The sequence below is a fragment of the Micromonospora sp. NPDC049275 genome (assembly GCF_043197115.1).
GTDB lineage: Bacteria > Actinomycetota > Actinomycetes > Mycobacteriales > Micromonosporaceae > Micromonospora.
The window spans coordinates 759,844-786,421 of sequence record NZ_JBICSN010000003.1; the positions used below are offsets into that span (position 1 = coordinate 759,844).

Consider the following 26,578-nt stretch of genomic DNA (forward strand, 5'->3'; position numbering starts at 1 on the left):
CGCTCCGGTCACCGCGCGTCACACTGCAACCGTCGCGCGGCCGGCACACCGCCCGACCAGCAGGACATCAGAAGGGGGCACGGATGGCCGCCATCTCCCGCGAGGAGGTCGCGCACCTGGCGCGCCTGTCGCGGCTCGCCGTCACCGAGGAGGAGCTGGACACCTTCGCCGGTCAGCTCGACGTGATCCTCCAGGCGGTCGCCCAGGTCGGCGAGGTCGCCGCCGCGGACATCCCGCCGACCTCGCACTCGGTGCCGCTGACCAACATCTTCCGCGAGGACGTCGTCACGCCGTGCCTGACGCCGCAGGAGGCGCTGTCGGGCGCGCCGGACGCCGAGGACCAGCGGTTCCGCGTACCGCGGATCCTGACCGAGGATGTGGCCTCATGACCGATTTAACCAGAATGACCGCGACGGAGATCGCCGCGCTGGTCGCCGGCGGCGAGACCTCCGCCGTCGAGGTGACCCGGGCGCACCTGGACCGGATCGCCGCGGTCGACGAGCAGGTGCACGCCTTCCTGCACGTCGACACCGACGGCGCGCTCGCCGCGGCCCGCTCGGTGGACGAGCGCCGGGCCGCCGGCGAGGAGCTGGGCCCCCTGGCCGGTGTGCCGGTAGCGGTGAAGGACGTGCTCGCCACCCGTGGTGTGCCGACCACCGTCGGCTCGAAGATCCTCGAAGGCTGGCGCCCGCCGTACGACGCGACGATCGTGCAGCGGTTGCGCGAGGCCGGCACGGTGATGCTCGGCAAGACGAACATGGACGAGTTCGCCATGGGCTCCTCCACCGAATACTCGGCGTACGGTCCGACGCACAACCCGTGGGACCTCAGCCGGATCCCGGGTGGCTCCGGTGGTGGCAGCGCCGCGGCGCTGGCCGCGTACGAGGCGCCGCTGGCGATCGGCTCGGACACCGGCGGCTCGATCCGTCAGCCCGGAGCGGTGACCGGCACCGTGGGCGCGAAGCCCACCTACGGTGGCACCTCCCGGTACGGGCTGGTCGCCTTCTCGTCGTCGCTGGACACCCCCGGTCCGTGTGCCCGTACGGTGCTCGACGCGGCCCTGCTGCACCAGGTGATCGCCGGGCACGACCCGCGGGACTCCACCTCGATTCCGCAGCCGGTGCCGGACGTGGTGGCGGCGGCGAAGCTCGGCGCGACAGGTGACCTGACCGGCGTGCGGCTCGGCATCGTCAGCGAGTTCGTCGGCGAGGGCGCCGAGCCGGGCGTGATGGCCGCGTTCCGCGAGTCGGTGGACGCGCTGACCAAGATGGGCGCCGAGGTCGTGGAGATCTCCTGCCCGACGTTCGCGTACGCGCTGCCGGCGTACTACCTGATCGCCCCGAGCGAGTGCTCCTCCAATCTGGCCCGGTTCGACGGTGTCCGGTTCGGCCTGCGGGTCGGCGACGACGGCAACCGGTCGCTGGAGGAGGTCATGTCGCTGACCCGCGAGGCCGGCTTCGGCCCGGAGGTCAAGCGCCGGATCATGATCGGGACGTACGCGCTGTCGTCGGGTTACTACGACGCGTACTACGGGCAGGCGCAGAAGGTCCGGACCCTCATCACCCGGGACTTCACCGCCGCGTTCGAGCGGGTCGACGCGCTGATCTCGCCGACCACCCCGTTCACGGCCTTCCCGATCGGCGCCCGCACCGCCGACCCGTACCAGATGTACCTGGCCGACCTGTTCACCATTCCGACCAACCTGTACGGCGGGCCGGGCATCTCGGTGCCCTGCGGTCTCTCCGAGGGGCTGCCCGTCGGCCTGCAGGTGATGGCACCGACGTTGGCCGACGACCGGATGTACCGGGTCGCCGCCGCGCTGGAGTCCGCAGTCGGCACGTTCACCCCGCCGGCGCTGTAGCGCCGTCGCGACCGGCCCCGACGGATCCGTCCGTCGGGGCCGGTGGTCTGTCCGGGGGCTCTCAGGTGGTGCGGTGGTTGGCGAGGTAGCGGTCGGCTTCCCGCAGGTCACGCCAGCGCATCCAGCCCTGGACCGCCCAGAAGACGCCGAGCACCACCGCGAACACCCGGGTGGAGGGGCGGGACGCGCCGACGACCAGCAGCGCCTCGGCCAGCACGGCGGCGCCGAGGATCCACAGCACCCAGCGTCTGCCCCTGCGGCGTTCGGCCTCCTCGCGGGCGAGGGCGTCGACGCGCGGGTCGTCGGTGTGCCCGGCGCGCAGGGCCTGGCGGGCCGCCGGGCTGGTGGTCCGGGGTGCGGGTAGCCGGTGGCTGGCCAGGAGGGCCACTGCCGCGCCGAGCGCTCCGAAGACGAGCGCGATCAGGAAAATCTTGAGGAGGCCGCCCGGCGAGGTGTCCCGCCCGTCCAGGGCGATCGCCGCCACCGCCACCGCCGGGAGCCCCACCGCCAGACCCGCGGCGACCAGCACGGCGCGGCGGCCGATCGGCTGTCGCCGCGGGGACGGCGGCGAGGTCACGACTCCGCCCGGGCGCGCTCGCGCGAGGCCGTCAACCTGCCCGTCCCCCAGGCGACGGCCAGCCCGATCAGGCCAGGAATGGCGAGCAGGACCACCAGCAGCAGAAGGTCGTCCGGCTGCCGCTCGCCGCCGGCGACGGTCCAGCCGATCAGGGCTACCACGGCCCCCACCGCCCATGCGGCCAGCACCACCAGCAGGACCTGCTTCGTGTTGTACCGGTGCCCCGGCCCGGCCGGGTTGACGGATCGATCATTCCCCGTATTCGTCATGGTCGACAGGTACCCCGGTGTCGTCGCGAACACACCCGGTCACGACGATTGCCGGTGCGTCGGGAAACCCGGGAGAAGCGTGGCCGGACAACCCCACTAGGCTGGACGGGTTCTGTCCGGATCGCGCCTGGAGCGTCTCATGACCACGACACTGCCCGCGTACGACGAGGTCGTCGCGCGCTTCGAACCGGTGATCGGCCTGGAGACCCACGTCGAGCTGGGCACGAACACCAAGATGTTCTGCGGCTGCCCGACGGACTTCGGTGGCGAGCCGAACACCCGGGTCTGCCCGGTGTGCCTGGGCCTGCCCGGCTCGTTGCCGGTTGCCAACAAGGCCGCCATCGAGGCGATCATCCGGATCGGCCTGGCGCTGAACTGCTCGATCGCCGAGTGGTGCCGCTTCGCCCGGAAGAACTACTTCTACCCGGACATGCCGAAGAACTTCCAGATCAGCCAGTACGACGAGCCGATCTGCGTCGACGGCTACCTGGACGTCGAGGTGGGCGGCGAGACGGTGCGGATCGAGATCGAGCGGGTGCACCTGGAGGAGGACACCGGCAAGACGCTGCACGTCGGCGGCGCCACCGGCCGCATCCACGGTGCGACCGAGTCGCTCGTCGACTACAACCGGGCCGGCATTCCGCTTGTCGAGATCGTGACCAAGCCGATCACGGGCACCGGTGCGCTCGCCCCCGAGGTGGCGAAGGCGTACGTCGCCGAGCTGCGCGACGTGATCCGCACCCTCGGCGTCTCCGACGTGCGGATGGAGGAGGGTTCGCTGCGTTGTGACGTGAACACCTCGCTCAACCTGCCGGGTCAGGAGTGGGGCACGCGTACCGAGACGAAGAACGTCAACTCGCTACGCTCGGTGGAGCGGGCCGTCCGTTCGGAGATGCTGCGGCAGGCGTCGGTGCTGGACGCGGGCGGTCGGATCACCCAGGAGACCCGGCACTTCCACGAGGACACCGGTGACACGACGCCGGGGCGCTCGAAGGAGACGGCCACCGACTACAGGTACTTCCCCGAGCCGGACCTGGTGCCCATCGCACCGGACCCGGCCTGGGTCGCCGAGCTGAAGGCCGCCCTGCCGGAGCTGCCCCGGGTGCACAGGCGTCGCCTTCAGGAGCAGTGGGGCCTGTCCGACCTGGACATGCAGTCGGTGCTCAACGCCGGCGCGGTCGAGCTGATCGAGGCCACCGTGGCCGCCGGCACCACCCCGGCGGCGGCCCGCAAGTGGTGGCTTGGTGAGCTGTCCCGTCGGGCCAACGAGAGCGGCGTGGAGCTGGCCGACATCGGTGCCACCCCCGCGCAGGTCGCCGAGCTGCAGGGCCTTGTCGACGCGGGCAAGCTCAACGACAAGATGGCCCGTACGGTGCTGGAGGGCGTGGTCGACGGTGAGGGTTCGCCCACCGAGATCATGACCAGCCGGGGCCTGGAGGTCGTGTCGGACACCGGCGCGCTCACCGCCGCCGTGGACGAGGCGATCGCCGCCAACCCCGGCATCGCCGACAAGATCCGTAGCGGCAAGGTCGCGGCCGTCGGCGCCCTCGTCGGCGCGGTCATGAAGACCACCCGTGGTCAGGCCGACGCGAAGACCCTGCGCGAGCTGATCCTGGAGCGCCTCGGCGTCCAGGGCTGATCCGCCCGATCGAACACCGCTGGCGCGTGCCGCGCCAGCGGTGTTCGCCGTGCACACCGCAACCCCCTCGCGAGGGCGTCAACGGCGACGCCCGGATGGAGCCACCGTGAACCAGCACGACCTCGATGTCCTCGACGAGATCCAGCGGCGGGTGCTCTGGCTCGCCACCCGGATCGTGGACGCCGCCAACCACGACCGGGCCACCGGTGACGGGGTGAAGGTCGGCGGCCACCAGGCGTCCAGCGCCTCCCTCGTCACGGCGATGACCGCCCTGTGGTTCGCGCACCTGGACGCCGAGGACCGGGTCGCCGTCAAGCCGCACGCCTCGCCGGTGTTCCACGCCATCCAGTACCTGCTGGGCAACCTGGACCGCTCGTACCTGCCCCGGCTGCGGGCCCGGGGCGGTCTGCAGTCGTACCCGTCGCGCACCAAGGACCCCGACGAGGTGGACTTCTCCACCGGCTCGGTGGGTCTGGGCGCGGCGGCGCCGCTCTTCGCCGCCGCCACCCGACGCTACGTCGACGCGCACTTCGGGGCCCGCCCGCACTCCCGGTTCGTGGCGCTGATCGGCGACGCCGAGCTGGACGAGGGCAACATCTGGGAGGCGGTCGCCGACCCGACCACCACAGGCCTGGGCAACGTCATGTGGCTTGTCGACTTCAACAGGCAGTCGCTGGACCGGGTGGTCCCGGGCATCCGGATCAAGCAGTGGCGCGGTCAGTTCGAGGCGGCCGGCTGGCACGTCGTGGAGGTCAAGTACGGTCGCCGGCTCGCCGAGGCGTACGCCCGGCCGGGTGGTGAGGCGCTGCGCGACTGGATCGACCTGATGCCCAACGAGCAGTATCAGTCGCTGTTCGGGTTGGCCGGGCCGGCGCTGCGCAAGCAGTTCCTGGACGGCGCGCCGGCCGGCATCGACGAACTGATCGCCCACGTGAGCGACGAGGACCTCGGCCCCCTCGTCACCGACCTGGGCGGGCACGACCTTCAGGCGATGCTCGACGCGTACGCCCAGTGCGACGCGGTCACCGACCGGCCCAGCGTCGTCTTCGCATACACCGTGAAGGGTTGGGGTCTGCCCATCGCCGGCAATCCGCGCAACCACTCGGCGCTGCTCAGCACCGAGCAGGTCGACGCGCTGCGGGCCGCGCAGGGCCTGACGGCCGAGACCGAGTGGGACCGCCTCGACCCGGCGTCACCCGCCGGCATCCAGGCCGGCGCCCGCCGGGAGGCGCTGTCCCGCGCGCCGCGCGAGCGCGCGCTCGGGGTCACCGTTCCGGAGAGCACGGGAGTACGCGCCAACAAGCCGATCTCCACGCAGGAGGTCTTCGGTCGGGTGCTTGTGGACCTGGCTCGCGACCGGGAGGTGGGCCGCTACCTGGTGACCACCGCCCCGGACGTGGCCACCTCCACCAACCTGGCCGGGTTCATCAACAAGACCGGGGTGTTCGCCCCCACCGAGCAGCGTTCCTGGAACGAGGACCGGATGCTGCGCTGGACCGAGAGCCCCTCCGGGCAGCACATCGAGCTGGGCATCTCGGAGATGAACCTGTTCCTGCTGCTGGGCCAGCTCGGCCTGTCCTGGGATCTGTCCGGGCAGCCGCTGCTGCCGGTGGGCACCGTCTACGACCCGTTCGTGCTGCGTGGCCTGGACGCGTTCCTGTACGGCACGTACTCCGGCTCCCGGTTCGTGGTGGCCGGCACCCCGTCGGGCATCACCCTCGCCCCCGAGGGCGGCGCCCACCAGTCCACCATCACCGCGTCGGTAGGCCTGGAGCTGCCCGGGGTGACGTTCCTCGAACCGGCGTACGCGGGCAGCCTCGACTGGCTGCTGTGTGACGCGCTCGGGCAGATCGCGGGCGGGGCGGCGCCGGCCGCGACGGCCGCCCCGACCGAGGACGGCGCGTACTACTTCCGACTGAGCACCCGACCGCTGGACCAGGCGCCGTTCGAGGCGGCGCGGGCCCGGCTCGGCGACGCGGTGCTGCGCCGGCAGGTGGTCGCCGGGGCGTACCGACTCGTCGACGCGCACCAGGCGTACCCGCACCTGGCCGACGCCCCGGTGGTGCAGCTGGCCGCCTCCGGCGCGGTGCTGCCCGAGACGTTGGCCGCCGCCGCGGAGTTGGCCGAGGAGGGCATCGCCGCGCACGTGGTGGACGTGACCTCGCTGGACCGGCTCTACCGGGCGTGGCAGCGCACCCTGCGCCAGGGCGTACGCACGGCGACCGTGCCCAGCGTGCCGGGCGCGCTGCGGTCCGCGTTCGCCGACCGGGTGCCGGTGGTGACCGTGCACGACGCGGCGTCGCACGCGATGGCCTGGCTCGGGTCGGCGCTCGGCGCTCCGGCGGTGCCGCTCGGGGTGGACGAGTTCGGCCAGTCCGGCAGTGTGGCCGACCTGTACGAGCTGCACGACCTGCTGCCCGGCAGCATCGTCAACGCCGCCCTGGCCGCGCTCGCCCTGCGCTGACCGCCCCGCACGCCCCGGCCGGCGCTCAGCGGGTCGGGGTGGGGGTGACCGAGGCGGACGCGCCGGCGCTCGGGTCCTGCACGATGTGGCGTTCCAGGTTGACCTGCGCCTGGCCGGTGCCGCCGACGGTGATGTCGTCGTACGCCTGGAGCATCTTCTGCTGGTCGAAGTAGAGCACCGTCATCGACAGCGGGGTCGGCTTCTCGCCCTCCAGGCCGCGCAGCCCGGCCCCGCCTGTCGAGCCCTCCACGAAGAGGGCGGTGGGCTGCTGGCCGGGCGCCTGCGGCAGCTTGGAGACCTGCCGGGCGTGGGTGTGCCCGGCCAGCACCAGCGGGCAGGTGCCGGCGAGCGGCCCGGCCGACGCCGGGTCGTGCACCAGCGCGATGTTTACCGGCCGGGGCGAGCTGCGCACGGTCGCGGCGAGCTGCTCGCCGACGCCGATCACCTGGTCGGCCACCTCCTGGGTCAGGCCGCTGCCGGCCGGCGAGGTGTTCTTGTCCGGGGTGAAGCGCGGATCGCCGATGCCGGCGATGGTCAGCCCGGCGACAGTGGCGGTCGAATTGTTCAGCACTATCGCGTTCGGCTGGCGGGCCACCGCGGCGCCGGTCTTGCCCGAGTCGTGGTTGCCACGGATGAACACGTACGGCTTCTTGAGCAGGCTGATCGAGCCGACGAAGGACGCCTCCGGCTCGCTGCCCCAGTCGGTGATGTCCCCGGTGTCGATGACGACGTCGATGCCGAACTGCTCGACCACCGTGCGGATCAGCTGCCAGCCGGTCGGATTGAGGTGCATGTCGGAGACGTGCAGGACCCGGGTGGTGCCGGGCGCCGGCTCCAGCACCGGCAGCGCCGACACCGTCGTGTAGAGCTGGCTGACGTTGCCGACGATGCGTTGCAGCTGCTCGGCGTACTTGGTGTAGTCGTTGGCGATGCGGCGGGCGTCACCGACGATGGCGGGCGCGTTGACCAACAGACCCTCGTACCGCGGCTCCTCGATCGCCTGTGGGCGCAGGGTCGCCGCGGCCGTGCCGAGGCTGCCGGCGGTGACCAGCAACGCCAACCCGCCCGCCCAGGCGGTACGCCGCACGTTGCGGAAGATCAACCCGGCCAGGATGAGGGTGACAAGCACCGCCGAGGCGAGGGTGCGCAGGCCCAGTCGCATCACCCCGGAGCGGACGTCCTCCACGGCGCTCTGGCTGGCGCGGCTGATGCTCGCCGGATCGTCGAGCAGCGCCTCGGTGCGCCCCTGGTCCAACGCGCCCAGCCGCACGGTGAGGTGGGTCGGCCCGCTGTGGCTGTCGAGCAGCAGCGCGCCGAGTGGCGGCACGTCGATCGTCGTCCCGCCCTCGGTGGCCGGAGAGAGGGTGAGGCTGGCCCGGAACGGCCCGATGTCGGTGTTCACCCGACCACCGGCAAGCACCCCGAGCACCGCCCCGGCCAGAGCCACCACGAGCACGGCGAGGACGACACCCGTGCGGCGCACCGGTCCACCGGGCCTGCCGATCCGCCGGCCCGCCGGGCGCGACGGCTCGCCGCCGGTCACCGGGTCGCCCCGGCCCTCGGCGTCGTCGTGCTGCTCGTCGCGTTGCCCGTCCATGCTGAGATTCTGACCTGCCCGTCGGAGGATCTTGGCAAACCCGCGCGGAAGGTGGCGCCTGTCAGCTGCGACCGCCGTCGCCGCCGGCGAAGACCACCCGCAGGAGGCGGTCGTCGTCGGCCGCCGGTTCACCCCGCCCGTCGTGGTTGGAGGTGCTCACCCAGAGCGACCCGTCCGGCGCGGCGGCCACCGCACGCAGCCGGCCGTAGCGGTTGGTGAGCAGCTCGCTGGGCTGCCCGAGCAGCGTGCCGGTGTCGGTCAGCTCCATCACCCAGAGCCGCTTGCCGCGCAGGCACCCGGTCACCAGCAGCCGATCCGTCGCGGCCAGCCCGGAGCAGGACGCGTCCGAGGTCGCCCACTGCGTGATCGGGTCGGTGTACCGCTTGTCGCCGGCCCGCCCCTCGACCTCCGGCCAGCCGTAGTTGCCGCCCTTGGTGATCTGGTTGATCTCGTCCCAGGTGTTCTGGCCGAACTCCACGGCGTACATCCGCTTGGCGCCGTCCCAGGCGAAGCCCTGCACGTTGCGGTGACCCAGCGACCAGACCGGGGAGCCCGGGTACGGGTTGCCCGGGGCGGGCTTTCCGTCGGCGGTGATCCGCAGGATCTTGCCGCCGAGGCTCTTCACGTTCTGCGCGTTGGGACGCTGGCCCGCGTCGCCGGTGCTGACGTAGAGCTGCCCGTCCGGGCCGAAGCCCAACCCGCCGCCGTTGTGCACGTTCGCCTTCGGGATGCCGGTGAGGATCGCTGTGGGTTGCCCGCCGAGTTGCAGGCGGGCAACCCGGTTGTCCTGCTCGGCCGTGTAGTAGACGAAGACCGTCCGGTCCCGGGCGTAGCCGGGGGAGACGGCGATGCCGAGCAGCCCGCCCTCGCCCGCCGCCGCCACGTCGCTGATCGTCTGTACCACCCGGACGCGCAGCCCGTCCGGGCCGGACTCCGGGCCGACCTGGAGTATCCGGCCGCTGTCCCGTTCGGTGACCAGCGCGCCGCCGTCGGGCAGGAACGCGATGGCCCACGGCACCCGCAGCCCCTTGGCCAGGACTGTCGCCACCGCCTGCTGGCCGGCACCGCCGGGGCTCGCCGACGCCGACGGGGTCGGCAGGTTCGGCGGCTCACCCGCCGGGTCCGGCTCCGGCTCGCCGAAACTGCAACCCGAGGCGAGCAGCAGCGCCGCGCAGGACGCCGCGAGGACCACCCGGAGGCGGCGGACGCGAGGGTACGGGAGACGGGCTCTCACCCGGCCCAGGGTAGCCCGCCGGACGGCCCGGTCGGGCCCGACAGATGGGCCACGGCTCGCGCCCGAACCGTTCAGCGGACCCGGACGGCCAGCAGCGCCGTGTCGTCCTCGCGGTGTTGGATCGAGGCGAGCAGCAGGTCACACAGGTCGTCGAGGGGCACCGTGTCGGTGCCGGTCAACCGGTGCACCAACTCGGCGAGCCCGTCGTCGATGGACCGGTCCCGGCGCTCGATCAGCCCGTCGGTGTAGAGCAGCAGCGTGTCGCCGGTGGCCAGGCTTGTCGACCGGCTGGTGCGTACCGACGGTCGGGCAAGGCCGAGCAGCGGCTCCGGCGTCGCCTCGAGGACCTCCACCGCACCGCCCGCGCGGACCACCAGGGCCGGCGGGTGCCCGGCGTTGCACCAGGTCACCTCGCGGACGCCGGAGCGTTCGCCGCAGATGCGCACGAGCGTCGCGGTGGCCGCGATGGGCAGTCGCAGGCCACGGATGGCGTTGTCCAGGTGGCTCATCAGCGCTCCGACCGCGTCCGGCCGGCCGAACGCGTTGCCGCGTACCAGGTTGCGTAGCTGGCCCATGGTCGCCGCCGCCTCGATGTCGTGCCCGGCCACGTCCCCGATCGCCGCGATCACGTCCCCGTCGGGCTGCACGAAGGCGTCGTACCAGTCGCCGCCCACCTCCACCCGGTCGGCCGCCGGCTGGTAGCGGGCGGTCAGCTCCAGTTCCGGCACCAGCGGCAGCCGCGGCAGCATGCTGTGTTGCAGGACCTCGGCGACGTGCCGCTGCTCCCCGTACATCGAGCTGTTGCCGACGGCCTGGCCGGCCCGGCGGCCGATGTCCACGGCGGTGAGCAGGTCACGGTCGTCGAACTGCTGACGGTCGGGGGCGTTGACCAGGGTGATCGCGCCCAGCACGGTGCCCCCGACGGCCCGGACCGGAACGCTGAGGTAGGAGGCGATGCCCAGCCGCTCGGCGATCGCCGCCATCTCCGGATCGGTGGTGCCCCGGGCCACGTCGGCCAGCGACGCCACGCCCCCGAGGCGCGGCTGGCCGGTGCGCAGCACCGCCCGGATGATCGACTCTTGACTCAGCCCGGTACGCAGCAGTTCGGCGAAGCGGTCGACGTCCGGCGTGCGGGCCGGGTCGCGGTGCACCGCGACCACCTCCCGGGGCTGCCCGGACGGCCCGACCAGGGTGAGCAGGCACCAGTCGGCGAGCAGCGGCACCATGGTGGCGGCGAGCCGGCGCAGCGACGTGCCGACGTCAAGCGTGCCGGCGAGCGTCTCGCTCACACCGGCCAGCAGCTCCAGTCGCTGGTGCGCCCGGACGATCCGACGACGCGCCTCCTGCGCTCCGTCCAGCGCGATCCGCAGTCGCAGCTCCGACGAGCAGGCGGCGGCGAGGTCGGCAAGCGTCCGTAGCTGGCCGGCGGTCCACGCCCGGGGTTTGTTGTCGATGGCGCACAGCGAGCCGAGCACCCGGCCCGAGAGGTCGGTCAACGGCATCCCGGCGTACGCGACGACGCCGAGGTCGTCGATGGCCAGGTTGTCGCGGACCCGGGGGTAGAGCCGGGCGTCCGGCAGCACCATCGGCACCTCGATGTCCACCACGTGCTGGCAGAACGAGTGGCTCAGCGGGGTCTGCCGCCGCTGCGACCACGGCTCCGGCAGACCGACCGCCCCCGGAAAGAACTGTCGGTCGGCGGAGACCAGGGAGACCAGCGCGACAGGCACCTCCAGCAGGTCGCTGACCAGTCGGGCGAAGCGGTCGAACGCCTCGTCCGGTACGGCGTCCAGACCCGTGTCGGCGAGCGCACGCAGCCGCGCCGCGTCACCGAGCGCCGGAGGTGGGGCGATCGAACGTCGCGCGCTGGCGGGGGAGCCGTCGGTCATCGAGCACCTGTCTGCCGGGGCGGAGGCCCGACCGGCCCCCCGACCCTTGGTTATACCTCGTCGTGGTCGGGACCGAACATCGGTGTGCCGAGTCTCGCCCGCCCCGCCGCCGCGCGCCATCCCCCGTGACGCCGGTTCGCCGCCGTGCCCGCACCGGCCGTCGCGCCGACGGCTATCGTCGGCGGACGTGAAGGTATGGATTCCGCATCAGGCCGGCCTGAACCTCGTCGGCGAGCTGCCTCCGGGCGTGACGGTGGAGGTCGCCGAACACGCCGGCCGGTTGCCGTCCGCCCCGGCTGACGTCCGTTTCTGGGTACCGCCGTTCCTGAGCGGGTCGGACGCGACCGCGTTGCTGGGCGAGCTGCCCGATCTGGAGGTGGTGCAGCTACTCTCCGCCGGGGCCGACGCCTGGGTCGGCCGGATGCCGGACGGGGTCACGCTCTGCGACGCCCGGGGCGTGCACGACCCGTCCACCGCCGAGTGGGTGGTCACCGCGATCCTGGCCCAGCTGCGCGCCTTCGGAGCCTTCGCCCGCGCGCAGGCCGAGCGGCGGTGGGCGTACGACGGCCACGCGCCCACCGACGAGCTGACCGGCAAGCGGGTGCTGATCGTCGGGGCCGGCTCGATCGGCACGGCGGTACGGGACCGGCTCGCCCCGTTCGAGGTGAGCTTCACCCTGGTCGCCCGGACGGCCCGACCGGAGCAGGGGGTGCACGGGGTGGCGGAGCTGCCCCGGCTGCTGCCCGACGCCGACGTGGTGGTGGTGCTGGTGCCGCTCACCGAACAGACCCGTGGCCTGATCGACGAGGACTTCCTGGCCGCGATGCCCGACGGGGCGCTGCTCGTCAACGCGTCCCGTGGTCCGGTGGCCCGCACCGAGGCGCTCGTCGCCGAACTGGCCACCGGCCGGATCTCGGCCGCGTTGGACGTCACCGACCCGGAGCCGCTTCCCGCCGAATCCCCGCTGTGGACGATGCCGAACGTGCTGCTCACCCCGCACGTGGCCGGGTCGGTGCGCGGGCTGCTGCCGCGGGCGTACCGGCTGGTCGGCGACCAGGTCAGGCGGTTCGCCGCCGGTCAGCCGCTGATCAACACGGTGGTCGACGGCTACTGACCGGGTGTTTCGGCGGCGTCGTCGGGCAGTGTCTGGCCGGTGGCCGAGACCAGTCGGGGCAGGTCGGTGCCGCGTACCGCCGGAAGACCGACCTGCTGGCCGTCGTCGAGGCGGGCCACCGCCCGCCCGCGCGCGTCGGTGGCCAGCTCGGCGACCCGGTCCCAGCCGATCCGACGTTGTCCGAACAGCGCCCGCAGGCGCAGCTCGCGGGAGTCGGCGTCGGTGCCGGCCCGCCAGGCCCACACCCCGACGGCGAGGGGGACGAGCAGCACCGGCAGTAGGTACGCCCGGGCGTTGGCAAGCGGCAGGGCGCCGATGAAGGCGATGACGGCGGCGGCCAGGATCGCTTGGTTGTACCGGAAGCGGACGGTGTCGGGCGTACTCACCAGGCGATGATCCCACTCCTGGTCGGCGAGGGTCGCGGCGGGCGGCGCCGCGGCACCCGGACGCCGTACAGTGATACGGGTCACTGTTCCGTTTCGATGACCGACGCGTAACCAATCTGGTCGCCGGTCGTTTTTTCCGGTTGGGCAGTGGACCAGCAACGTCCGCCGCCCCGCACCGCCGCACCGCCCCGTGCCCCCTCACGAAGGCGACCGCCGTGCTCCTCGCGTACCCGTTCCGTGTTCTCATTCCCCGCCGGGCGGCCCCGGAGGTCGCCGTGTCCACGGCCGTGGCGCTGCTCGTCGTCGCCGGGGCCGCCGATCTGGTCCCGCCCCCGGTGGTGATCGCGTTGTCCGGCGGCGCGGGCGCCACCCTCGCCGGCGTACGACTCTCCCGGCTGACCAGCCGTCGACCCAGCGACCCGGCGTCGGACGACCCGTCATGGCGGACGGCGGCCGTGCTGCTCGACGCGGCGGTGGTGACGGCCGGCTGCGTCGCCGCCGCTCTGCCGCTCGTCGACGCCGGGCACCGCGCCGCCGCGCTGCTCGGTTCGTTGACAGTGGCCGTCCTGTCCGTGGCCGGGCTGCGTCGAGGCCCGATTCGGCCGCCCCGAACGGCGCGACTGCGGGGGCTGGTCGAGGCGGCCGGGCCGACTGTCGGTCTGACCCTCGCCGGCTGGTTGCTGCTCCCGCCCGACACCCTGCCTCCGCCGGCCCGGCTGGTCGCGGCGCTGGCACTCGCAGGGCTGGGCATGGCCGCGCTCAGCGCGTTCACCGGGTCCGGGCGGCGCTCGGGCGACGCGATCTGCCGGGGGGGCGTCCTTCTCACAGTGATCGGGCTGGCGCTGCTGACGATCCTGCCGCCCGCGCCGACGGGCCGGGCGGCGCTGCTGGCGGTGCCGCCGCTGGTGCTCGGGATGCTGTTGACCGCACGGGGGGCGACGACCGCGGTGACGACGGCCGGTGCGCAACCGGCTGCCGGCCCGCCCGCCGTGACCTGGCCACAGGTGGTGCTCCCGGCGTCGGTGCTGCTGCTCGCGGCGGGTCTGCACCTGGGAGCGGGCCGCACTCCGGACCGGACGAGCGTGCTGCTCGCCCTGGCGGCGGTGCCACCGCTGGTCCTGCGGGAGTTGCTGCGCGGCGGTGACGCGGGCGTCCCCGAGCGGCACGCCGCGCACCGCCGCCGCGCCGACCGCGCGGTCCGGCGTCGGCGCGCGGCGCAACCACCGCGGTCCGACGCTGCCTCCGTGTCGCCCCGATCGGACCAGAGCCCAGTCGCCGCGGCGTGGCCCTCCGACGCTGGCGGAACCGCCGCCCGCGGCGTCGACGGTCTCTGGCCTCCGACCGGTGGCATCGGCGCCACGACCGCTGCCGACACGGCCTGGCCCGACGCGGGCGTCGCCTGGTCGGCGGTCGACCACCGGTCCGGTTCGGTAGGGGACCGGGCGGCGCTGCTGGACGCTCTCGCCGCCATCGGCGACGTCCCGGCGCCGGCCGGTTCGCTGCTGCTGGTGGAGCTGCACGGCGCGGACGGGCTGGGCCCGGTGGCGCGGGAGGATGTGCTGGCCGAGGCGGTCCTGCGGGTCCGCGCGGCGGTCGGGCCCGGCGACCTGGTGACCGGCTGCACCGGCACCGGCTTCGCGGTGGTCACCGGCGCCGGGCCGGTGGTGGCGTACGCGTTGGGCACCCGGCTGCTGGCCGCGCTCACCCCGCCGTACCAGCTGGCCGGGTCGGTGCTGCGCGTGCAGGTGAGCATCGGGCTCGCCGAGGTGGGTGGCGCTGGGCCCGCCGACGTGCTCCGTCAGGCCGAGCTGGCCCGGCGGCGGGCGGTGCAACTGGGCCGGGACCGGGTCGAGTGGTACGACGCGTTCCTTGAGGAGCAGTTGGTACGCCGCCTCGACCTGGAGCGTGAGTTGCCCGGTGCGGTGGCACGGGGTGAGCTGGACCTGGTCTACCAGCCGGTGCTCGACCTGACCGACCGGCAGCCGGTGGGCGCCGAGGCGCTGCTGCGCTGGCGCAGCCCGGTGCTCGGCACGGTGCTTCCGGCCGAGCTGCTGCCGGTCGCCGAGGATCTGGATCTGGTCGGCGAGTTGGAGTGGTGGGTGCTGGACCGGGCCTGCCGGCAGTTGGCCGGCTGGTCGGCGGGCCCCCGTGAGCTGTGGATGGCGGTGAACGTCACCACCCGGGAGCTGACCACCCCCGACTTCGTGCACCGCACCGCGGCGGTGCTGGCCGCGTACGGGGTGTCGCCGGAGCGGCTGGTGGTGGAGGTTGCCGAGCCGAGGATCGCCGCCGACCTGTCGACAGTGGTGGCCCGGCTGGCGGGGCTCCGGTCGCTGGGCGTCCGCACCGCGCTTGACGACTTCCGGGCCGAGCACGCTTCGCTGGCCCAGCTCCGCCGCCTGCCGATCGACCTGCTGAAGGTGGGCCCCGAGCTGGTGGGGGCGCAGTCGGCGGGGCAGCCGCCGCTTATCGACGTGGTGGTCAACGTGGGCGAGCGGCTGGGTGTGGAGATCGTCGCCGAGGAGTTGGAGTCAGCGACCCAGGTCGAGGGGGCGCGTCGGGCCGGCTGCCGCTACGGGCAGGGCTTCGCGCTGGCCCGTCCGGCCACCGCCGAGCGGGTCGAGGCGTACTTCGAGGAGTTCCCCTCGACGTCCCGCTGAACCGGTTCACTTCCCGCGCGGCGGTGCCGTGCTGCCGCGCGGGGTCAGCTGCGGGCTCTCGTCCTGCACCCGCGTCGCCGGCTGCCCGGCGATGACGGCGAGCAGGTGGCGGGCGGCGTGCGCGCCGTACGCGGGGATGTCGCGGCCCAGCGCCGTCAGGGGCGGGTGCACCAGCCGGCACAGCGGGGAGTCGTCCCAGGCCACGATGGACAGATCGTCCGGCACATTGAGGCCCATTTCCTGGGCGACCGAGAGCCCGGCGACTGCCATCACGTCGTTGTCGTAGATGACGGCGGTGGGCCTCGTGGCGGAGCTGAGCAGGCGGCGGGTGGCCCGCCCACCCTCCTCGCCGCTGTAGTCGGAGAAGACGGTGACCGCGTCGGCCAGGCCGAGTCGCCGGCACACCCCCGCGAAGGCGTCGGTACGGATCTCGGTGTGCAGCAGGTCGGGCAGGCCGCCGACCCGGGCGATGCGGCGGTGGCCCAGCGCCACCAGGTACTCCACCGCCTCGGTCAGCGCCGCCGCGTCGTCCGACCAGAGGCTTGCCAGCTCGCCGGTGCCGCCCGGCCCGCCGATCACCACGGCCGGCAGTTGAAGCTGGTGCAGGGCGGGGATGCGGCTGTCGTCGGTGCGCAGGTCGCAGACGAGCACCCCGTCGACCCGGCGCTCGCCCCACCAGCGCCGGTACACCGCGATCTCGGCGTCGTGGTCGGCCACCACCTGGAGGGTCAGCGCGTACGAGCGGGCCGAGAGTTCGGCCTCCACGCCGCTGATCAGCGCCATGAAGAACGGCTCGACGCCAAGTGTCCGGGCGGGCCGGCACAGGGCCAGGCCGACCGCGCCGGCCGTGGCGGCGGAGAGCGCCCGCGCGGCGCTGCTCGGGCTGAACCCGATCTCGGTGGCGATGGCGAGGATGCGTTCCCGGGTGGCCGCCGAGACGCCGGGCTGCCCGTTCAGCGCGTACGACACGGCGCCCTTGGACACGCCGGCGCGACGCGCGACGTCCGCGATGGTCGGCCGCTTCACCGGCGTGCTCCTTGGTCTCTGGTGCCGTTGACAGTCCCGAAATCCGAACCGTACGGTTGCTCAGCTTATCCGGTTCAGTAGGCATCTTTCGATGCAGAAGGTGCGGTGACATCGTGAGCCGACAGGGACTCTACGACGGCTGGACCGTGCGGGCGATGCCCGCAGCGCAGGTGCCGGCGGAGGTCGTCGGTCGGTCCGTGCCGGCGACCGTGCCCGGTTGTGTGCACACCGACCTGCTCGACGCCGGGCTGATCCCCGATCCGTACCTCGACGACAACGAGCTTTCCCTGGCCTGGATCGGGCGCACCGACTGGCAATACCGGACGACCTTCTCCGCCCCGGCCGGCGACCACGACCGGGTCGACCTGGTCTGCGCCGGCCTGGACACCGTCGCCACCATCCGCGTCAACGGGGTCGAGGTCGGCCGTACCGAGAACATGCACCGCTCCTACCGGTTCGACGTCGGTGCGCTGCTGCGCGACGGCGACAACGACCTGGCAGTCGGGTTCGACTCCGCTTACCGCTACGCCGAGGCGCAGCAGGAGCGGCTGGGCGACCGGCCGAACGCCTACCCGGAGCCGTTCCACTTCATCCGCAAGATGGCCTGCAACTTCGGCTGGGACTGGGGGCCCACCCTGGTCACCGCCGGCATCTGGCAGGACATCGCCCTGCACGCCTGGTCCGCCGCGCGGCTGGCAGGCGTCCGCCCGCTGGTCAGCGTGGACGGTCGCGACGGCCGGGTCGAGGTGCACGTCGAGGTCGAGCGGGTCGCGCACGTCCCGCTGACCGTCCGTGCCACAGTCGCCGACGCCCACGCCGAGGTCGTCGTTCCGGCCGGGCAGCGCACGGCCGTACTGACAGTCACCGTCCGCGAGCCCGCGCTGTGGTGGCCCCGGGGGTACGGCGAGCAGGCGCTCCACCCGCTGGACGTGACCCTGCACGCCCCGGACGGCGACACCCTGGACACCTGGTCGCGGCGGGTCGGCTTCCGCTCGGTGCGGCTGGACACCACACCCGACGAGCACGGCACCCCGTTCGTGCTGTCGGTGAACGACGTTCCGGTCTTCGTACGCGGCGTCAACTGGATCCCCGACGACGTGTTCCCCACCCGGATCACCAGGGACCGGCTCGCCGGCCGGTTCGACCAGGCGATCGGGGCCAACGTCAACCTGTTGCGCGTCTGGGGCGGCGGCCGGTACGAGTCGGAGGACTTCTACGACCTCGCCGACGAACGAGGGCTGCTCGTCCAGCAGGACTTCCTCTTCGCCTGCGCCGCGTACCCGGAGGAGGAGCCGTTCGCCAGCGAGGTCGCCGCCGAGGCCGCCGAGCAGGTGACCCGGCTGACGCCCCACCCGTCGCTGGTGCTGTGGACCGGCAACAACGAGAACATCTGGGGCTGGCACGACTGGGACTGGCAGGAACCCCTCGCGGGGCGCACCTGGGGGCGCGGCTACTACCTCGACATGCTGCCCCGCATCGTCGGCGAGCTGGACCCGACCCGCCCGTACTGGCCGGGCAGCCCCTGGTCGGGCACCGAGACGATCCACCCCAACGACCCGGCGCACGGCACCACCCACATCTGGGACGTGTGGAACACCGACGACTACACGAAGTACCGGGAGTACGTGCCGCGCTTCGTCGCCGAGTTCGGCTACCAGGCACCACCGACGTACGCCACCCTGCGGCGGTCGATCTCCGACGAGCCGCTCGCGCATGACTCACCCGGGATGGCGCACCACCAGAAGGCCGCCGGCGGTGACGCCAAACTCCAGCGCGGCCTGGACGCGCACCTGCCCGCCCCGGCCGACTTCGACGACTGGCACTACCTCACACAACTCAACCAGGCGCGGGCCATCCAACTCGGCGTCGAGCACTTCCGCTCGCACCGGGACGTCTGCGCCGGCACCATCGTGTGGCAGCTCAACGACTGCTGGCCGGTGACCTCCTGGTCGGCAGTCGACGGCGACGGCCGCCGCAAACCCCTGTGGTACGCGCTGCGCCACGCGTACGCCGACAGGCTGTTGACAGTGCAGCCGCGCGACGGCGGCCTGGCCCTCGTCGCGGTGAACGAGACCGGCGAGCCGTGGCAGGCGTCGGCCTCGGTGAGCCGGCTGACCCTCGGCGGGGAGCCCCGGGCGAAGAACTCCCTCGACCTCGACGTCCCGGCGTGCTCCGCGGTGCCGTTGGCCCTGCCGGCGGACCTGGCCCGGCCAGACGACGCCCGGCGGGAGCTGCTGGTCGCCGAGGCGGGGGTCGAGCGCGCGCTGTGGTTCTTCGCCGAGGACCGGGACGTCGACTGGCCGGCGGCGGCCTGGGACGCGACTGTCGAACCTTGTGACGGCGGTCAGCGGGTCCGGGTCACGGCCCGGACGGTGCTGCGCGATCTGACTCTCTTCCCGGACCGACTGGACGACTCCGCCACAGTGGACAGAGCCCTGGTCACCCTGCTGCCCGGCGAGTCGACAACGTTCACGGTGCACGCGGCCGGGCCGCTGGACGAGGCCGCGTTGATCACCCGCCCGGTGCTGCGCTGCGTCAACGACCTACCAACGGCTTGATCCACACGACTTCACCAATATCGCGGTCTCCGAGCCGACCGGATACCGCGATATCACTGAACTTGTGTTGATCGAGCAGCGATGGCATGCCGACGCGCTGGCCGAGGAGCTCACCCGCGAGGAGCCGGGACGTCACCACGACCGCCGGCCGCGAGGCCGCGACCACGCCGGCACCGTCGGCGATATTGATGAGATCTTGGACAGTTTCCGTTCCGAACGGAAACTGTCCAAGATCCGCGAATACGCAGGGCTGGTAAGAGGTGGGCTGGAGTTCGGGGACCTCATGATGCTTGATACACCTCGTCGAGGTGCCACTCCAGGAACTCGCGATGCGGGCGGTCGCGAGCGGCGGTCGGGACGGTGATCGCCTGCACCAAACCCTGCTGGTCACCGTCACCGACCTGCGGCACCGGGCGATGCACCTGACCTGGCGGGCCGGTACACCCGAGGTCGCGCCGCTGGTCGCCACCCAGCCGACGGCCGGCCCGTCGTGCAGCTACCCGACCGCTACCGACTGGGCTCCTGGTCCGCCGTCGTCGGCGCGCGGCCCGAGGACCTCCGCGACGCGGACGGCGGGCTCGACGTCGACCGGGACCTGCGCGACGGGTACGTCACCCTGCCCTGGGCCGGAGCCGATCCGGTCGGAGAGCACGTGCGCGGTGCCGGGCGCGGCACTGCCGCCGCCGCCTGATCGTGGTGGCGGCACCTCCCGACGCACCGCCGCTGGCCGAGCTGCTGCGGCTCGCACTCGGCCTCGACCTGCGTGATCTCCGCTTGGCGTGAGGCCTGATCGACACGAGATCGCCGATATCGCGGTGTCCGAGTGGACTTGATGCCGCGATATCGGCGAAGTCGTGTTGATCATGGGGCGCGGCGGCCCCGGTGGTTACTCCGGGACGCGGCGGTAGGCGCCGTCGCTGGCCGAGGTGGCCATCGAGGCGTACGCGCGCAGCGCCGCCGACACCGGCCGCTGCCGGTCGGTAGGGGTGTACGGCTTGTCGCGCTTCTCCTCGGCGACGCGTCGCGCCTCCAGCTCGTCCTCCGCGACGTTCAGGGAGATCGACCGGCCCGGGATGTCGACGACGACCTCGTCGCCCTCGCGGACCAGGGCGATCAGACCGCCGGAGGCGGCCTCGGGGGAGACGTGCCCGATGGACAGGCCGGACGTGCCGCCGGAGAAGCGGCCGTCGGTGAGCAGCGCGCAGGAGCGGCCCAGCCCGCGACCCTTGAGGAACGAGGTGGGGTAGAGCATCTCCTGCATGCCGGGGCCACCCTTCGGCCCCTCGTAGCGGATCACCACGACGTCGCCGGCGACGACCTGCTTGGCGAGGATCGCGGTGACCGCGTCGTCCTGCGACTCGTACACCTTCGCCGGGCCGCGGAAGGTCAGGCAGTCGTCCGGCACGCCCGCCGTCTTCACGACGCAGCCCTCGGGGGCCAGGTTGCCGTGCAGGATGGCGAGACCGCCGTCGGCGGAGTATGCGTGCTCGCGGTCGCGGATGCAGCCCTCGGCGGCGTCGGTGTCCAGCGACGACCAGCGGTTGGTGGTGGAGAACGGTTCGACGGTACGCACCCCGCCGGGTGCGGCGTGGAACAGCTCGACAGCCGTCGGCGTCGGTGAGCCGCCCCGCACGTCCCAGTCGGTGAGCCACTGGGCCAGCGAGGGGGAGTGCACGGCGTGCACGTCGCGGTTGAGCTGCCCGGCGCGGTCCAGCTCGCCGAGGATCGCCGGGATGCCACCGGCGCGGTGCACGTCCTCCATGTGGTACTTCGGGGAGTTCGGGGCGACCTTGGCGAGGCACGGGACCCGCCGGGAGATGGCGTCGATCTCGGCGACGCCGAAGTCCAGTTCCGCCTCGCGGGCGGCGGCGAGCAGGTGCAGCACCGTGTTGGTGGAGCCGCCCATCGCCACGTCCAGGGCGACCGCGTTCTCGAAGGCGGCCTTGGAGGCGACGGTACGGGGGAGCACCGAGTCGTCGTCACCGTCGTACCACCGCTTGGAGATCTCCACGACGGTGCGGCCGGCCTCGACGAAGAGCGACCGGCGCGCGGCGTGGGTGGCAAGCGTCGAACCGTTGCCGGGCAGCGCGAGCCCGATCGCCTCGGTGAGGCAGTTCATCGAGTTGGCGGTGAACATCCCCGAGCAGGAGCCGCAGGTGGGGCAGGCGGAGCGTTCGATCTCGCCGAGCTGGTCGTCGGTGACCGCCTCGTTCGAGGAGGCGATCATCGCGTCGATCAGGTCGATCTTGCTGTGGACGACGCCCTCGATCGCCGCCGTCTTGCCGGCCTCCATGGGGCCGCCGGAGACGAAGACGGTAGGGATGTTGAGGCGCAGCGCGGCCAGCAGCATGCCCGGGGTGATCTTGTCGCAGTTCGAGATGCAGACCAGGGCGTCGGCGCAGTGTGCGTTGACCATGTACTCCACCGCGTCGGCGATCAACTCCCGACTGGGCAGGGAGTAGAGCATGCCGCCGTGGCCCATGGCGATGCCGTCGTCGACAGCGATCGTGTTGAACTCCCGGCCGACGCCACCGGCCTCGGCCACCGCGTCGGCGACCAGACCGCCCATGTCCTTCAGGTGGACGTGACCCGGCACGAACTGGGTGAAACTGTTGGCGATGGCGACGATCGGCTTGCCGAAATCGTCGTCGGTCATCCCGGTGGCCCGCCAGAGGGCCCGGGCGCCGGCCATCGTCCGACCGTGTGTGGACGTCCTCGATCGCAGCTCAGGCATGCGTACCAGCATGACACCGCCACCGCGTCAGGCATCCGGAGTATCCGCCGTGTCCCAACAGATGCACATCCGGTCTCCCACGGCGTGCGCTCATCCGGCACTCTTGATGGCGTGCATCTCCCCCCGGGCATGGTCGCCGTCGCGGCGCTGAGCGGCGTGGTCGCCGCCGCGGCGACCGTGCTGCTGACCATTGTCGCCCGGCGACGCAGCGGGCCGCGCCGCCCGGCGCACCTGCTGCTCGCGGCGGCCGCCGGGACGTCCCTGGCCAGTCTGTTGGTCGGGCTGGTGGCCGTGCTCTCGACGAGCGACCACTGGGTCCACGAGCAGGGGCAGCGCACCGGCTGGGCCACCGTGGCGGCGATCGGCACGGCGGTGAGCGGGTTGGCCTTCGCGGCCGGGCTGCTCCGACTGCCGGGGGTCGCCGCCACCGCCGCGGGGACCGCCCGGCTCGCCCTGGACGGTCTGACCATGGCGGCGGCGCTCTGGTTCGTCGGCTGGGTGTTCTTCTCGGAGCCGACCCGGCTGCTCGGCGACGCCACCCCGATGGCCTGTCCGGCGATCCTGGTGGCGACTGTGAGCGCGGCGCTCGGCGCCGGCCTCGCCGTGATCGTCGTCTTCCGGGCCGCCGCCCCGCGTCAGCGGCTGGCCGTGCTCGCGGCCGGGATCAGCGCGGTGAGCTGCGGCGGGCTGGGCCTCAGCGCGGGGCTCTGCCAGGCGGGGCCGACCTTGGCGCTCGCCGGCGCCGCGGTGCTGGCCGCCGGCCTGCTGACCGTCGCGCTCGCCGTCTACCAGGCCGACCGGCCCGGGCACGTCGAGCTGGACCTGATCGGTCGCGACGGCGAGTACGCCATCGCCCCGATGCTGGCCATGGCGGCCTCGGCGATGTACCACCTGCTCCAGGACGGGCGGTTCACTGCGCCGGCCATCGTCGCCGGCAGCGTGGAGGGCTTCGCCCTGGTGGCCCGGCAGTACCTCACCCTCAAGGACGTCCGGGACTACGCCGGCCGGCTGGCCGAGCGGGAGGCGCACTTCCGCGAGCTGGCGCACACCGACCCGCTGACGTCGCTGGCCAACCGGCGGGGGCTGCTGCGGGCGCTGCACGACGGCGCCGAGGCCGGCACCCCGTGCGTCCTGCTCGGTCTGGACCTGGACGGCTTCAAGAACGTCAACGACATGCGGGGCCACGACGTGGGCGACGCCGTGCTGGCCGAGGTGGGCCGCCGGCTGCGCGGCAACCTGCGCCCGGGCGACGTGGCGGCGCGGCTCGGCGGCGACGAGTTCGCCGTGCTCATGCCGGCCCGGCCGGCCGAGGCGGACCGGGTGGCCGAGCGGCTGCTCGGCGTGCTCAACCGGCCGTACGACCAGCCGGAGGGCCCGGTCTTCCTGTCCGTGAGCATCGGCGTGGCCGGGTGGGCCGGCGAACCGGACGTGGAGCTGCTGCTCCGCCACGCAGACCTGGCGCTGCGCTACGCCAAGCAACGCGGCAAGAACCGGATCGAGCGCTACGACGCCGCGTACGACCAGTTGCTGCGCCGCCGCACCACGCTGGAGCACGAGCTGCGGGGTGCGATCGAGCGCGACGAGCTGCGGCTGGCCTTCCAGCCGGTGGCGTCGCTGCCGTCGGTGCGGCCGGTCGGCGCCGAGGCGCTGCTGCGCTGGCGCCACCCCGAGCTGGGCAACATCCGCCCGGACGAGTTCATCCCGCTCGCCGAGGAGTGCGGGATGATCGCCACCCTCGGGGCGTGGGTGCTGCACCAGGCCTGCTACCAGCTCTCCCGGTGGCTTGCCGACGGGCACGACGTCTGGGTCTCGGTGAACGTCTCGCCGCGCGAGCTGCACGCCCCGGAGTACGTGGTCCAGGTCGCCGAGGCTCTGCGCGCCCACCACGTGCCGCCGCAGCGGCTGGTGCTGGAGGTCACCGAGCACGCGGTCGCCACCGACCTGGACGAGCTGATCCGGCGACTGACCGCGTTGCGGCTGACCGGCGTACGGATCGCGCTCGACGACTTCGGCGCCGGTTACTCGTCGCTGGGGCAGCTGCGCCGACTGCCGATCGACATCCTGAAGATCGACCACAGCCTGGTCGCCGAGCACGAGCCGGTGCGTCCGGTGGGCCAGGACGGCCCGGCGTTCGCGCCCATGGTCGACATCGTCATGCGGTTGGGCCACCAGTTGGGCCTGGAGGTCATCGCCGAGGGGGTGACCACCCCTACCGAGTTGGCCGCTGTGGTCGCCGCGGGCTGCCGGTTCGGGCAGGGCGCGCTGTTCGGCTGGGGAGTGCCGGCCGAGCACCTGGAGGCGATGCTGGAGGCGGCCACCTCACCGGGCGCGCGGCCCGCCCCACTGCCCGCTCCGCGCCGGGTTTCCGGCGGGTCCGGGCAGGTCATGCCGCCCGGTGACGGCGCGGCGTCGGCCGACTCGCCGCCCTCCGTCAACCAACATGTGGGATCAGTTGACTCATCGCGTGAGATGCGTCAGGCTTAGCCGCATGTCGTCGTACCGGTCGCTGCGAGTACTTACCTGAGCGCACTCTCCCTCATCGAGAGTGCGCTGGCCCCGTGCATCTGCACGAGGGCCGTTTTTATTGCCGTCGGAACCTGTCGCGACGGGCCCACGCCCGCCTCGCATCGCTGAACAAGCCCCAGCCACTCCAGCCGAAGGCCAGAACCGCCATGACGAGACCCACGCCCGAGACCCTCGCCCACACCGCCCGGCGGGCCCGCGCGACCGCCGACCCGGCCGGCGCCGTCGACCCCGCCGCCACGCGCCCCGCGGCCACCCCGGCCGTCCCGGCCGTACGGACAGCCGCCCCGGCCCAGGTCTCCGGCGCCGGTTCGCTTGTGCGGTCCCTTGAGGCGCTCGGCGTCGACGTCGTCTTCGGCATCCCGGGCGGCGCGATCCTGCCGGCGTACGACCCGCTCTACGACTCCACCGTCCGGCACATCCTGGTCCGCCACGAGCAGGGCGCCGGGCACGCGGCGACCGGGTACGCGCAGGCCACTGGCAAGGTCGGCGTCTGCATGGCCACCTCCGGCCCGGGTGCGACGAACCTTGTCACGCCGATCGCCGACGCCTACATGGACTCGGTGGCGATGGTGGCGATCACCGGCCAGGTGGCCCGCCCGTCGATCGGCACCGACGCCTTCCAGGAGGCGGACATCCAGGGCATCACGCTGCCGATCACCAAGCACAACTTCCTCGTGCAGACCCCCGAGGAGATCCCGCAGGTGCTGGCCGAGGCGTTCCACCTGGCCAGCACCGGCCGGCCGGGCCCGGTGCTCGTCGACATCCCCAAGGACGTGCTCCAGGCGTCGACCACCTTCGCCTGGCCGCCCACGCTGGACCTGCCGGGGTACCGGCCCACCCTGCACCCGCACGGCAAGCAGATCCGCGAGGCGGCCCGACTGATGGCCGGCGCCCGCCGGCCGGTGCTCTACGTGGGTGGTGGGGTGCTCAAGGCCGGCGCCACCGAGGGGCTGCGCAAGCTCGCCGAGCTGACCGGCATCCCGGTGACCACCACGCTGATGGCGCTCGGGGCGTTCCCCGACTCGCACCAGCAGCACCTGGGGATGCCCGGCATGCACGGCACCGTCGCGGCAAACTACGCCCTGCAGAAGGCCGATCTGATCGTCGCGTTGGGCGCCCGGTTCGACGACCGGGTCACCGGCAAGCTCGACTCGTTCGCCCCGGACGCGGCGGTGGTCCACGCCGACATCGACCCCGCCGAGATCGGCAAGAACCGGCACGCGGACGTCCCGATCGTCGGTGACGCCCGGCACGTCATCGACGAGCTGATCGCCGCGGTGGGCGTCGAGCGGTCGGCGGGACGCGGCATCGACCTGGGCGACTGGTGGACCCAGCTGGACGACCTGCGCACCCGCTACCCGCTGGGCTACGAGGAGCCGTCCGACGGCACACTCTCCCCGCACTTTGTGATCAAGCGGCTGGGCGAGATCGTCGGCTCGGACGCGATCTTCGTGGCGGGGGTGGGGCAGCACCAGATGTGGGCGTCCCAGTTCATCTCCTACGAGAAGCCGTACACCTGGTTGAACTCGGGCGGTCTCGGCACGATGGGCTACGCGGTGCCGGCGGCGATGGGCGCGAAGGTCGGCAAGCCGGACACGGTGGTCTGGGCGATCGACGGCGACGGCTGCTTCCAGATGACCAATCAGGAGTTGGCGACCTGCGCGCTGGAGGGCGTCCCGGTCAAGATCGCCGTGATCAACAACGGCAACCTCGGCATGGTCCGGCAGTGGCAGACGCTGTTCTACAACGAGCGCTACTCCAACACCGAGCTGGGCACCCACAAGCACCGCATCCCGGACTTCGTCAAGCTCGCCGAGGCGCTGGGCTGCGTCGGGCTGCGCTGCGAGACCGCCGACGACGTGGACAAGACCATCGCGGCCGCCATGGAGATCAACGACGCCCCCGTGGTGATCGACTTCGTGGTCGGCAAGGACGCCATGGTCTGGCCGATGGTCCCCGCCGGCACCAGCAACGACGAGATCATGTTCGCCCGCGGCGTCCGCCCGGTCTTCGACGAGGATGACATCTAGTCATGACCGAACTT

The 26,578-nt window shown here is 72.8% G+C and carries 19 protein-coding genes; 10 read left to right on the forward strand and 9 right to left on the reverse strand.

The features are described from left to right. Nucleotides 1-83: 83 nt before the first annotated feature. The gene (gene gatC, locus ACGFIE_RS13965; protein WP_007456314.1) at nucleotides 84-389 is read left to right on the forward strand and encodes an Asp-tRNA(Asn)/Glu-tRNA(Gln) amidotransferase subunit GatC; all 306 of its coding nucleotides are present in this window, start codon (nucleotides 84-86) and stop codon (nucleotides 387-389) included. Then, nucleotides 386-1,861 (forward strand): Asp-tRNA(Asn)/Glu-tRNA(Gln) amidotransferase subunit GatA, encoded by a 1,476-nt coding sequence (gatA, locus tag ACGFIE_RS13970; RefSeq protein WP_393294365.1) that lies wholly within the window; start codon nucleotides 386-388, stop codon nucleotides 1,859-1,861. Before gatC ends, gatA begins: the two co-directional genes overlap by 4 nt. Nucleotides 1,862-1,922: 61 nt before the next feature. Here the strand turns inward: gatA and ACGFIE_RS13975 are convergent, their stop codons facing one another. Next, a complete protein-coding gene (locus tag ACGFIE_RS13975; protein WP_393294367.1) occupies nucleotides 1,923-2,438 on the reverse strand; it encodes a hypothetical protein in 516 nt (171 codons plus the stop codon). After that, a complete protein-coding gene (locus ACGFIE_RS13980) occupies nucleotides 2,435-2,707 on the reverse strand; it encodes a hypothetical protein (RefSeq protein WP_393294369.1) in 273 nt (90 codons plus the stop codon). The genes ACGFIE_RS13975 and ACGFIE_RS13980 overlap by 4 nt, the downstream gene beginning before the upstream one ends. Before the next feature lie 139 nt (nucleotides 2,708-2,846). Between ACGFIE_RS13980 and gatB the strand changes: the two genes are divergently transcribed. After that, on the forward strand, nucleotides 2,847-4,346 hold the full coding sequence (gene gatB, locus ACGFIE_RS13985) for an Asp-tRNA(Asn)/Glu-tRNA(Gln) amidotransferase subunit GatB (RefSeq protein WP_393294371.1): 1,500 nt from the start codon (nucleotides 2,847-2,849) through the stop codon (nucleotides 4,344-4,346). 106 nt (nucleotides 4,347-4,452) lie between these two features. Further along, entirely contained in the window at nucleotides 4,453-6,810 is a 2,358-nt protein-coding gene (locus ACGFIE_RS13990) for a pyruvate dehydrogenase (RefSeq protein WP_393294373.1), read from the forward strand. A gap of 25 nt (nucleotides 6,811-6,835) precedes the next feature. Here the strand turns inward: ACGFIE_RS13990 and ACGFIE_RS13995 are convergent, their stop codons facing one another. The 3 genes from ACGFIE_RS13995 to ACGFIE_RS14005 all read right to left on the reverse strand — a co-directional run bounded on the left by ACGFIE_RS13995 (nucleotide 6,836) and on the right by ACGFIE_RS14005 (nucleotide 11,530). Then, nucleotides 6,836-8,407: a metallophosphoesterase gene (locus tag ACGFIE_RS13995; protein ID WP_393294375.1), complete on the reverse strand. Its 1,572-nt coding sequence runs from the start codon at nucleotides 8,405-8,407 to the stop codon at nucleotides 6,836-6,838. A gap of 61 nt (nucleotides 8,408-8,468) precedes the next feature. Continuing rightward, nucleotides 8,469-9,641 carry a PQQ-dependent sugar dehydrogenase gene (locus ACGFIE_RS14000; protein ID WP_393294377.1) on the reverse strand — a complete coding sequence of 391 codons (1,173 nt, stop codon included), beginning with the start codon at nucleotides 9,639-9,641 and terminating at the stop codon, nucleotides 8,469-8,471. 71 nt (nucleotides 9,642-9,712) lie between these two features. After that, the gene (locus tag ACGFIE_RS14005) at nucleotides 9,713-11,530 is read right to left on the reverse strand and encodes a SpoIIE family protein phosphatase (RefSeq protein ID WP_393294379.1); all 1,818 of its coding nucleotides are present in this window, start codon (nucleotides 11,528-11,530) and stop codon (nucleotides 9,713-9,715) included. Nucleotides 11,531-11,717: 187 nt separating this feature from the next. Here ACGFIE_RS14005 and ACGFIE_RS14010 point away from each other — a divergent pair, with 187 nt between their 5' ends. Further along, on the forward strand, nucleotides 11,718-12,644 hold the full coding sequence (locus ACGFIE_RS14010) for a 2-hydroxyacid dehydrogenase (RefSeq protein WP_393294381.1): 927 nt from the start codon (nucleotides 11,718-11,720) through the stop codon (nucleotides 12,642-12,644). Here the strand turns inward: ACGFIE_RS14010 and ACGFIE_RS14015 are convergent. Beyond that, nucleotides 12,638-13,030 (reverse strand): PH domain-containing protein, encoded by a 393-nt coding sequence (locus ACGFIE_RS14015; RefSeq protein ID WP_393294383.1) that lies wholly within the window; start codon nucleotides 13,028-13,030, stop codon nucleotides 12,638-12,640. The two genes, ACGFIE_RS14010 and ACGFIE_RS14015, sit on opposite strands and share 7 nt — an antisense overlap. A 215-nt stretch (nucleotides 13,031-13,245) precedes the next feature. On the opposite strand from ACGFIE_RS14015, the gene ACGFIE_RS14020 reads away from it, so the two are divergent. Further along, the gene (locus ACGFIE_RS14020) at nucleotides 13,246-15,690 is read left to right on the forward strand and encodes an EAL domain-containing protein (protein ID WP_393294385.1); all 2,445 of its coding nucleotides are present in this window, start codon (nucleotides 13,246-13,248) and stop codon (nucleotides 15,688-15,690) included. A gap of 6 nt (nucleotides 15,691-15,696) precedes the next feature. On the opposite strand, the gene ACGFIE_RS14025 is transcribed toward ACGFIE_RS14020, so the two are convergent. Further along, entirely contained in the window at nucleotides 15,697-16,716 is a 1,020-nt protein-coding gene (locus ACGFIE_RS14025) for a LacI family DNA-binding transcriptional regulator (protein WP_393294387.1), read from the reverse strand. 155 nt (nucleotides 16,717-16,871) lie between these two features. On the opposite strand from ACGFIE_RS14025, the gene ACGFIE_RS14030 reads away from it, so the two are divergent. Further along, nucleotides 16,872-19,274 (forward strand): glycoside hydrolase family 2 protein, encoded by a 2,403-nt coding sequence (locus ACGFIE_RS14030; RefSeq protein ID WP_393294658.1) that lies wholly within the window; start codon nucleotides 16,872-16,874, stop codon nucleotides 19,272-19,274. Here the strand turns inward: ACGFIE_RS14030 and ACGFIE_RS14035 are convergent. Beyond that, nucleotides 19,252-19,665 carry a hypothetical protein gene (locus tag ACGFIE_RS14035; RefSeq protein ID WP_393294389.1) on the reverse strand — a complete coding sequence of 138 codons (414 nt, stop codon included), beginning with the start codon at nucleotides 19,663-19,665 and terminating at the stop codon, nucleotides 19,252-19,254. The genes ACGFIE_RS14030 and ACGFIE_RS14035 overlap by 23 nt on opposite strands. A gap of 99 nt (nucleotides 19,666-19,764) precedes the next feature. Between ACGFIE_RS14035 and ACGFIE_RS14040 the strand changes: the two genes are divergently transcribed. Continuing rightward, the gene (locus tag ACGFIE_RS14040) at nucleotides 19,765-19,965 is read left to right on the forward strand and encodes a hypothetical protein (protein WP_393294391.1); all 201 of its coding nucleotides are present in this window, start codon (nucleotides 19,765-19,767) and stop codon (nucleotides 19,963-19,965) included. Nucleotides 19,966-20,160: 195 nt separating this feature from the next. Here ACGFIE_RS14040 and ilvD read toward each other — a convergent pair whose 3' ends face one another. Further along, on the reverse strand, nucleotides 20,161-22,008 hold the full coding sequence (ilvD, locus tag ACGFIE_RS14045) for a dihydroxy-acid dehydratase (RefSeq protein ID WP_393294394.1): 1,848 nt from the start codon (nucleotides 22,006-22,008) through the stop codon (nucleotides 20,161-20,163). 129 nt (nucleotides 22,009-22,137) lie between these two features. Here ilvD and ACGFIE_RS14050 point away from each other — a divergent pair, with 129 nt between their 5' ends. Continuing rightward, nucleotides 22,138-24,492 carry a putative bifunctional diguanylate cyclase/phosphodiesterase gene (locus ACGFIE_RS14050; protein ID WP_393294660.1) on the forward strand — a complete coding sequence of 785 codons (2,355 nt, stop codon included), beginning with the start codon at nucleotides 22,138-22,140 and terminating at the stop codon, nucleotides 24,490-24,492. 188 nt (nucleotides 24,493-24,680) lie between these two features. After that, nucleotides 24,681-26,564: an acetolactate synthase large subunit gene (locus ACGFIE_RS14055; protein ID WP_393294396.1), complete on the forward strand. Its 1,884-nt coding sequence runs from the start codon at nucleotides 24,681-24,683 to the stop codon at nucleotides 26,562-26,564. The last annotated feature ends 14 nt before the right edge of the window (nucleotides 26,565-26,578 follow it).

Coding starts and splice junctions, on each gene's coding strand:
- ACGFIE_RS14050 (WP_393294660.1), top strand. CDS start 22,138: ATGGTCGCCGTCGCGGCGCTGAGCGGCGTGGTCGCCGCCGCGGCGACC.
- ACGFIE_RS14005 (WP_393294379.1), bottom strand. CDS start 11,530: ATGACCGACGGCTCCCCCGCCAGCGCGCGACGTTCGATCGCCCCACCT.
- gatC (WP_007456314.1), top strand. CDS start 84: ATGGCCGCCATCTCCCGCGAGGAGGTCGCGCACCTGGCGCGCCTGTCG.
- ACGFIE_RS13995 (WP_393294375.1), bottom strand. CDS start 8,407: ATGGACGGGCAACGCGACGAGCAGCACGACGACGCCGAGGGCCGGGGC.
- gatB (WP_393294371.1), top strand. CDS start 2,847: ATGACCACGACACTGCCCGCGTACGACGAGGTCGTCGCGCGCTTCGAA.
- ACGFIE_RS14055 (WP_393294396.1), top strand. CDS start 24,681: ATGACGAGACCCACGCCCGAGACCCTCGCCCACACCGCCCGGCGGGCC.
- ACGFIE_RS13980 (WP_393294369.1), bottom strand. CDS start 2,707: ATGACGAATACGGGGAATGATCGATCCGTCAACCCGGCCGGGCCGGGG.
- ilvD (WP_393294394.1), bottom strand. CDS start 22,008: ATGCCTGAGCTGCGATCGAGGACGTCCACACACGGTCGGACGATGGCC.
- ACGFIE_RS14030 (WP_393294658.1), top strand. CDS start 16,872: ATGCCCGCAGCGCAGGTGCCGGCGGAGGTCGTCGGTCGGTCCGTGCCG.
- gatA (WP_393294365.1), top strand. CDS start 386: ATGACCGATTTAACCAGAATGACCGCGACGGAGATCGCCGCGCTGGTC.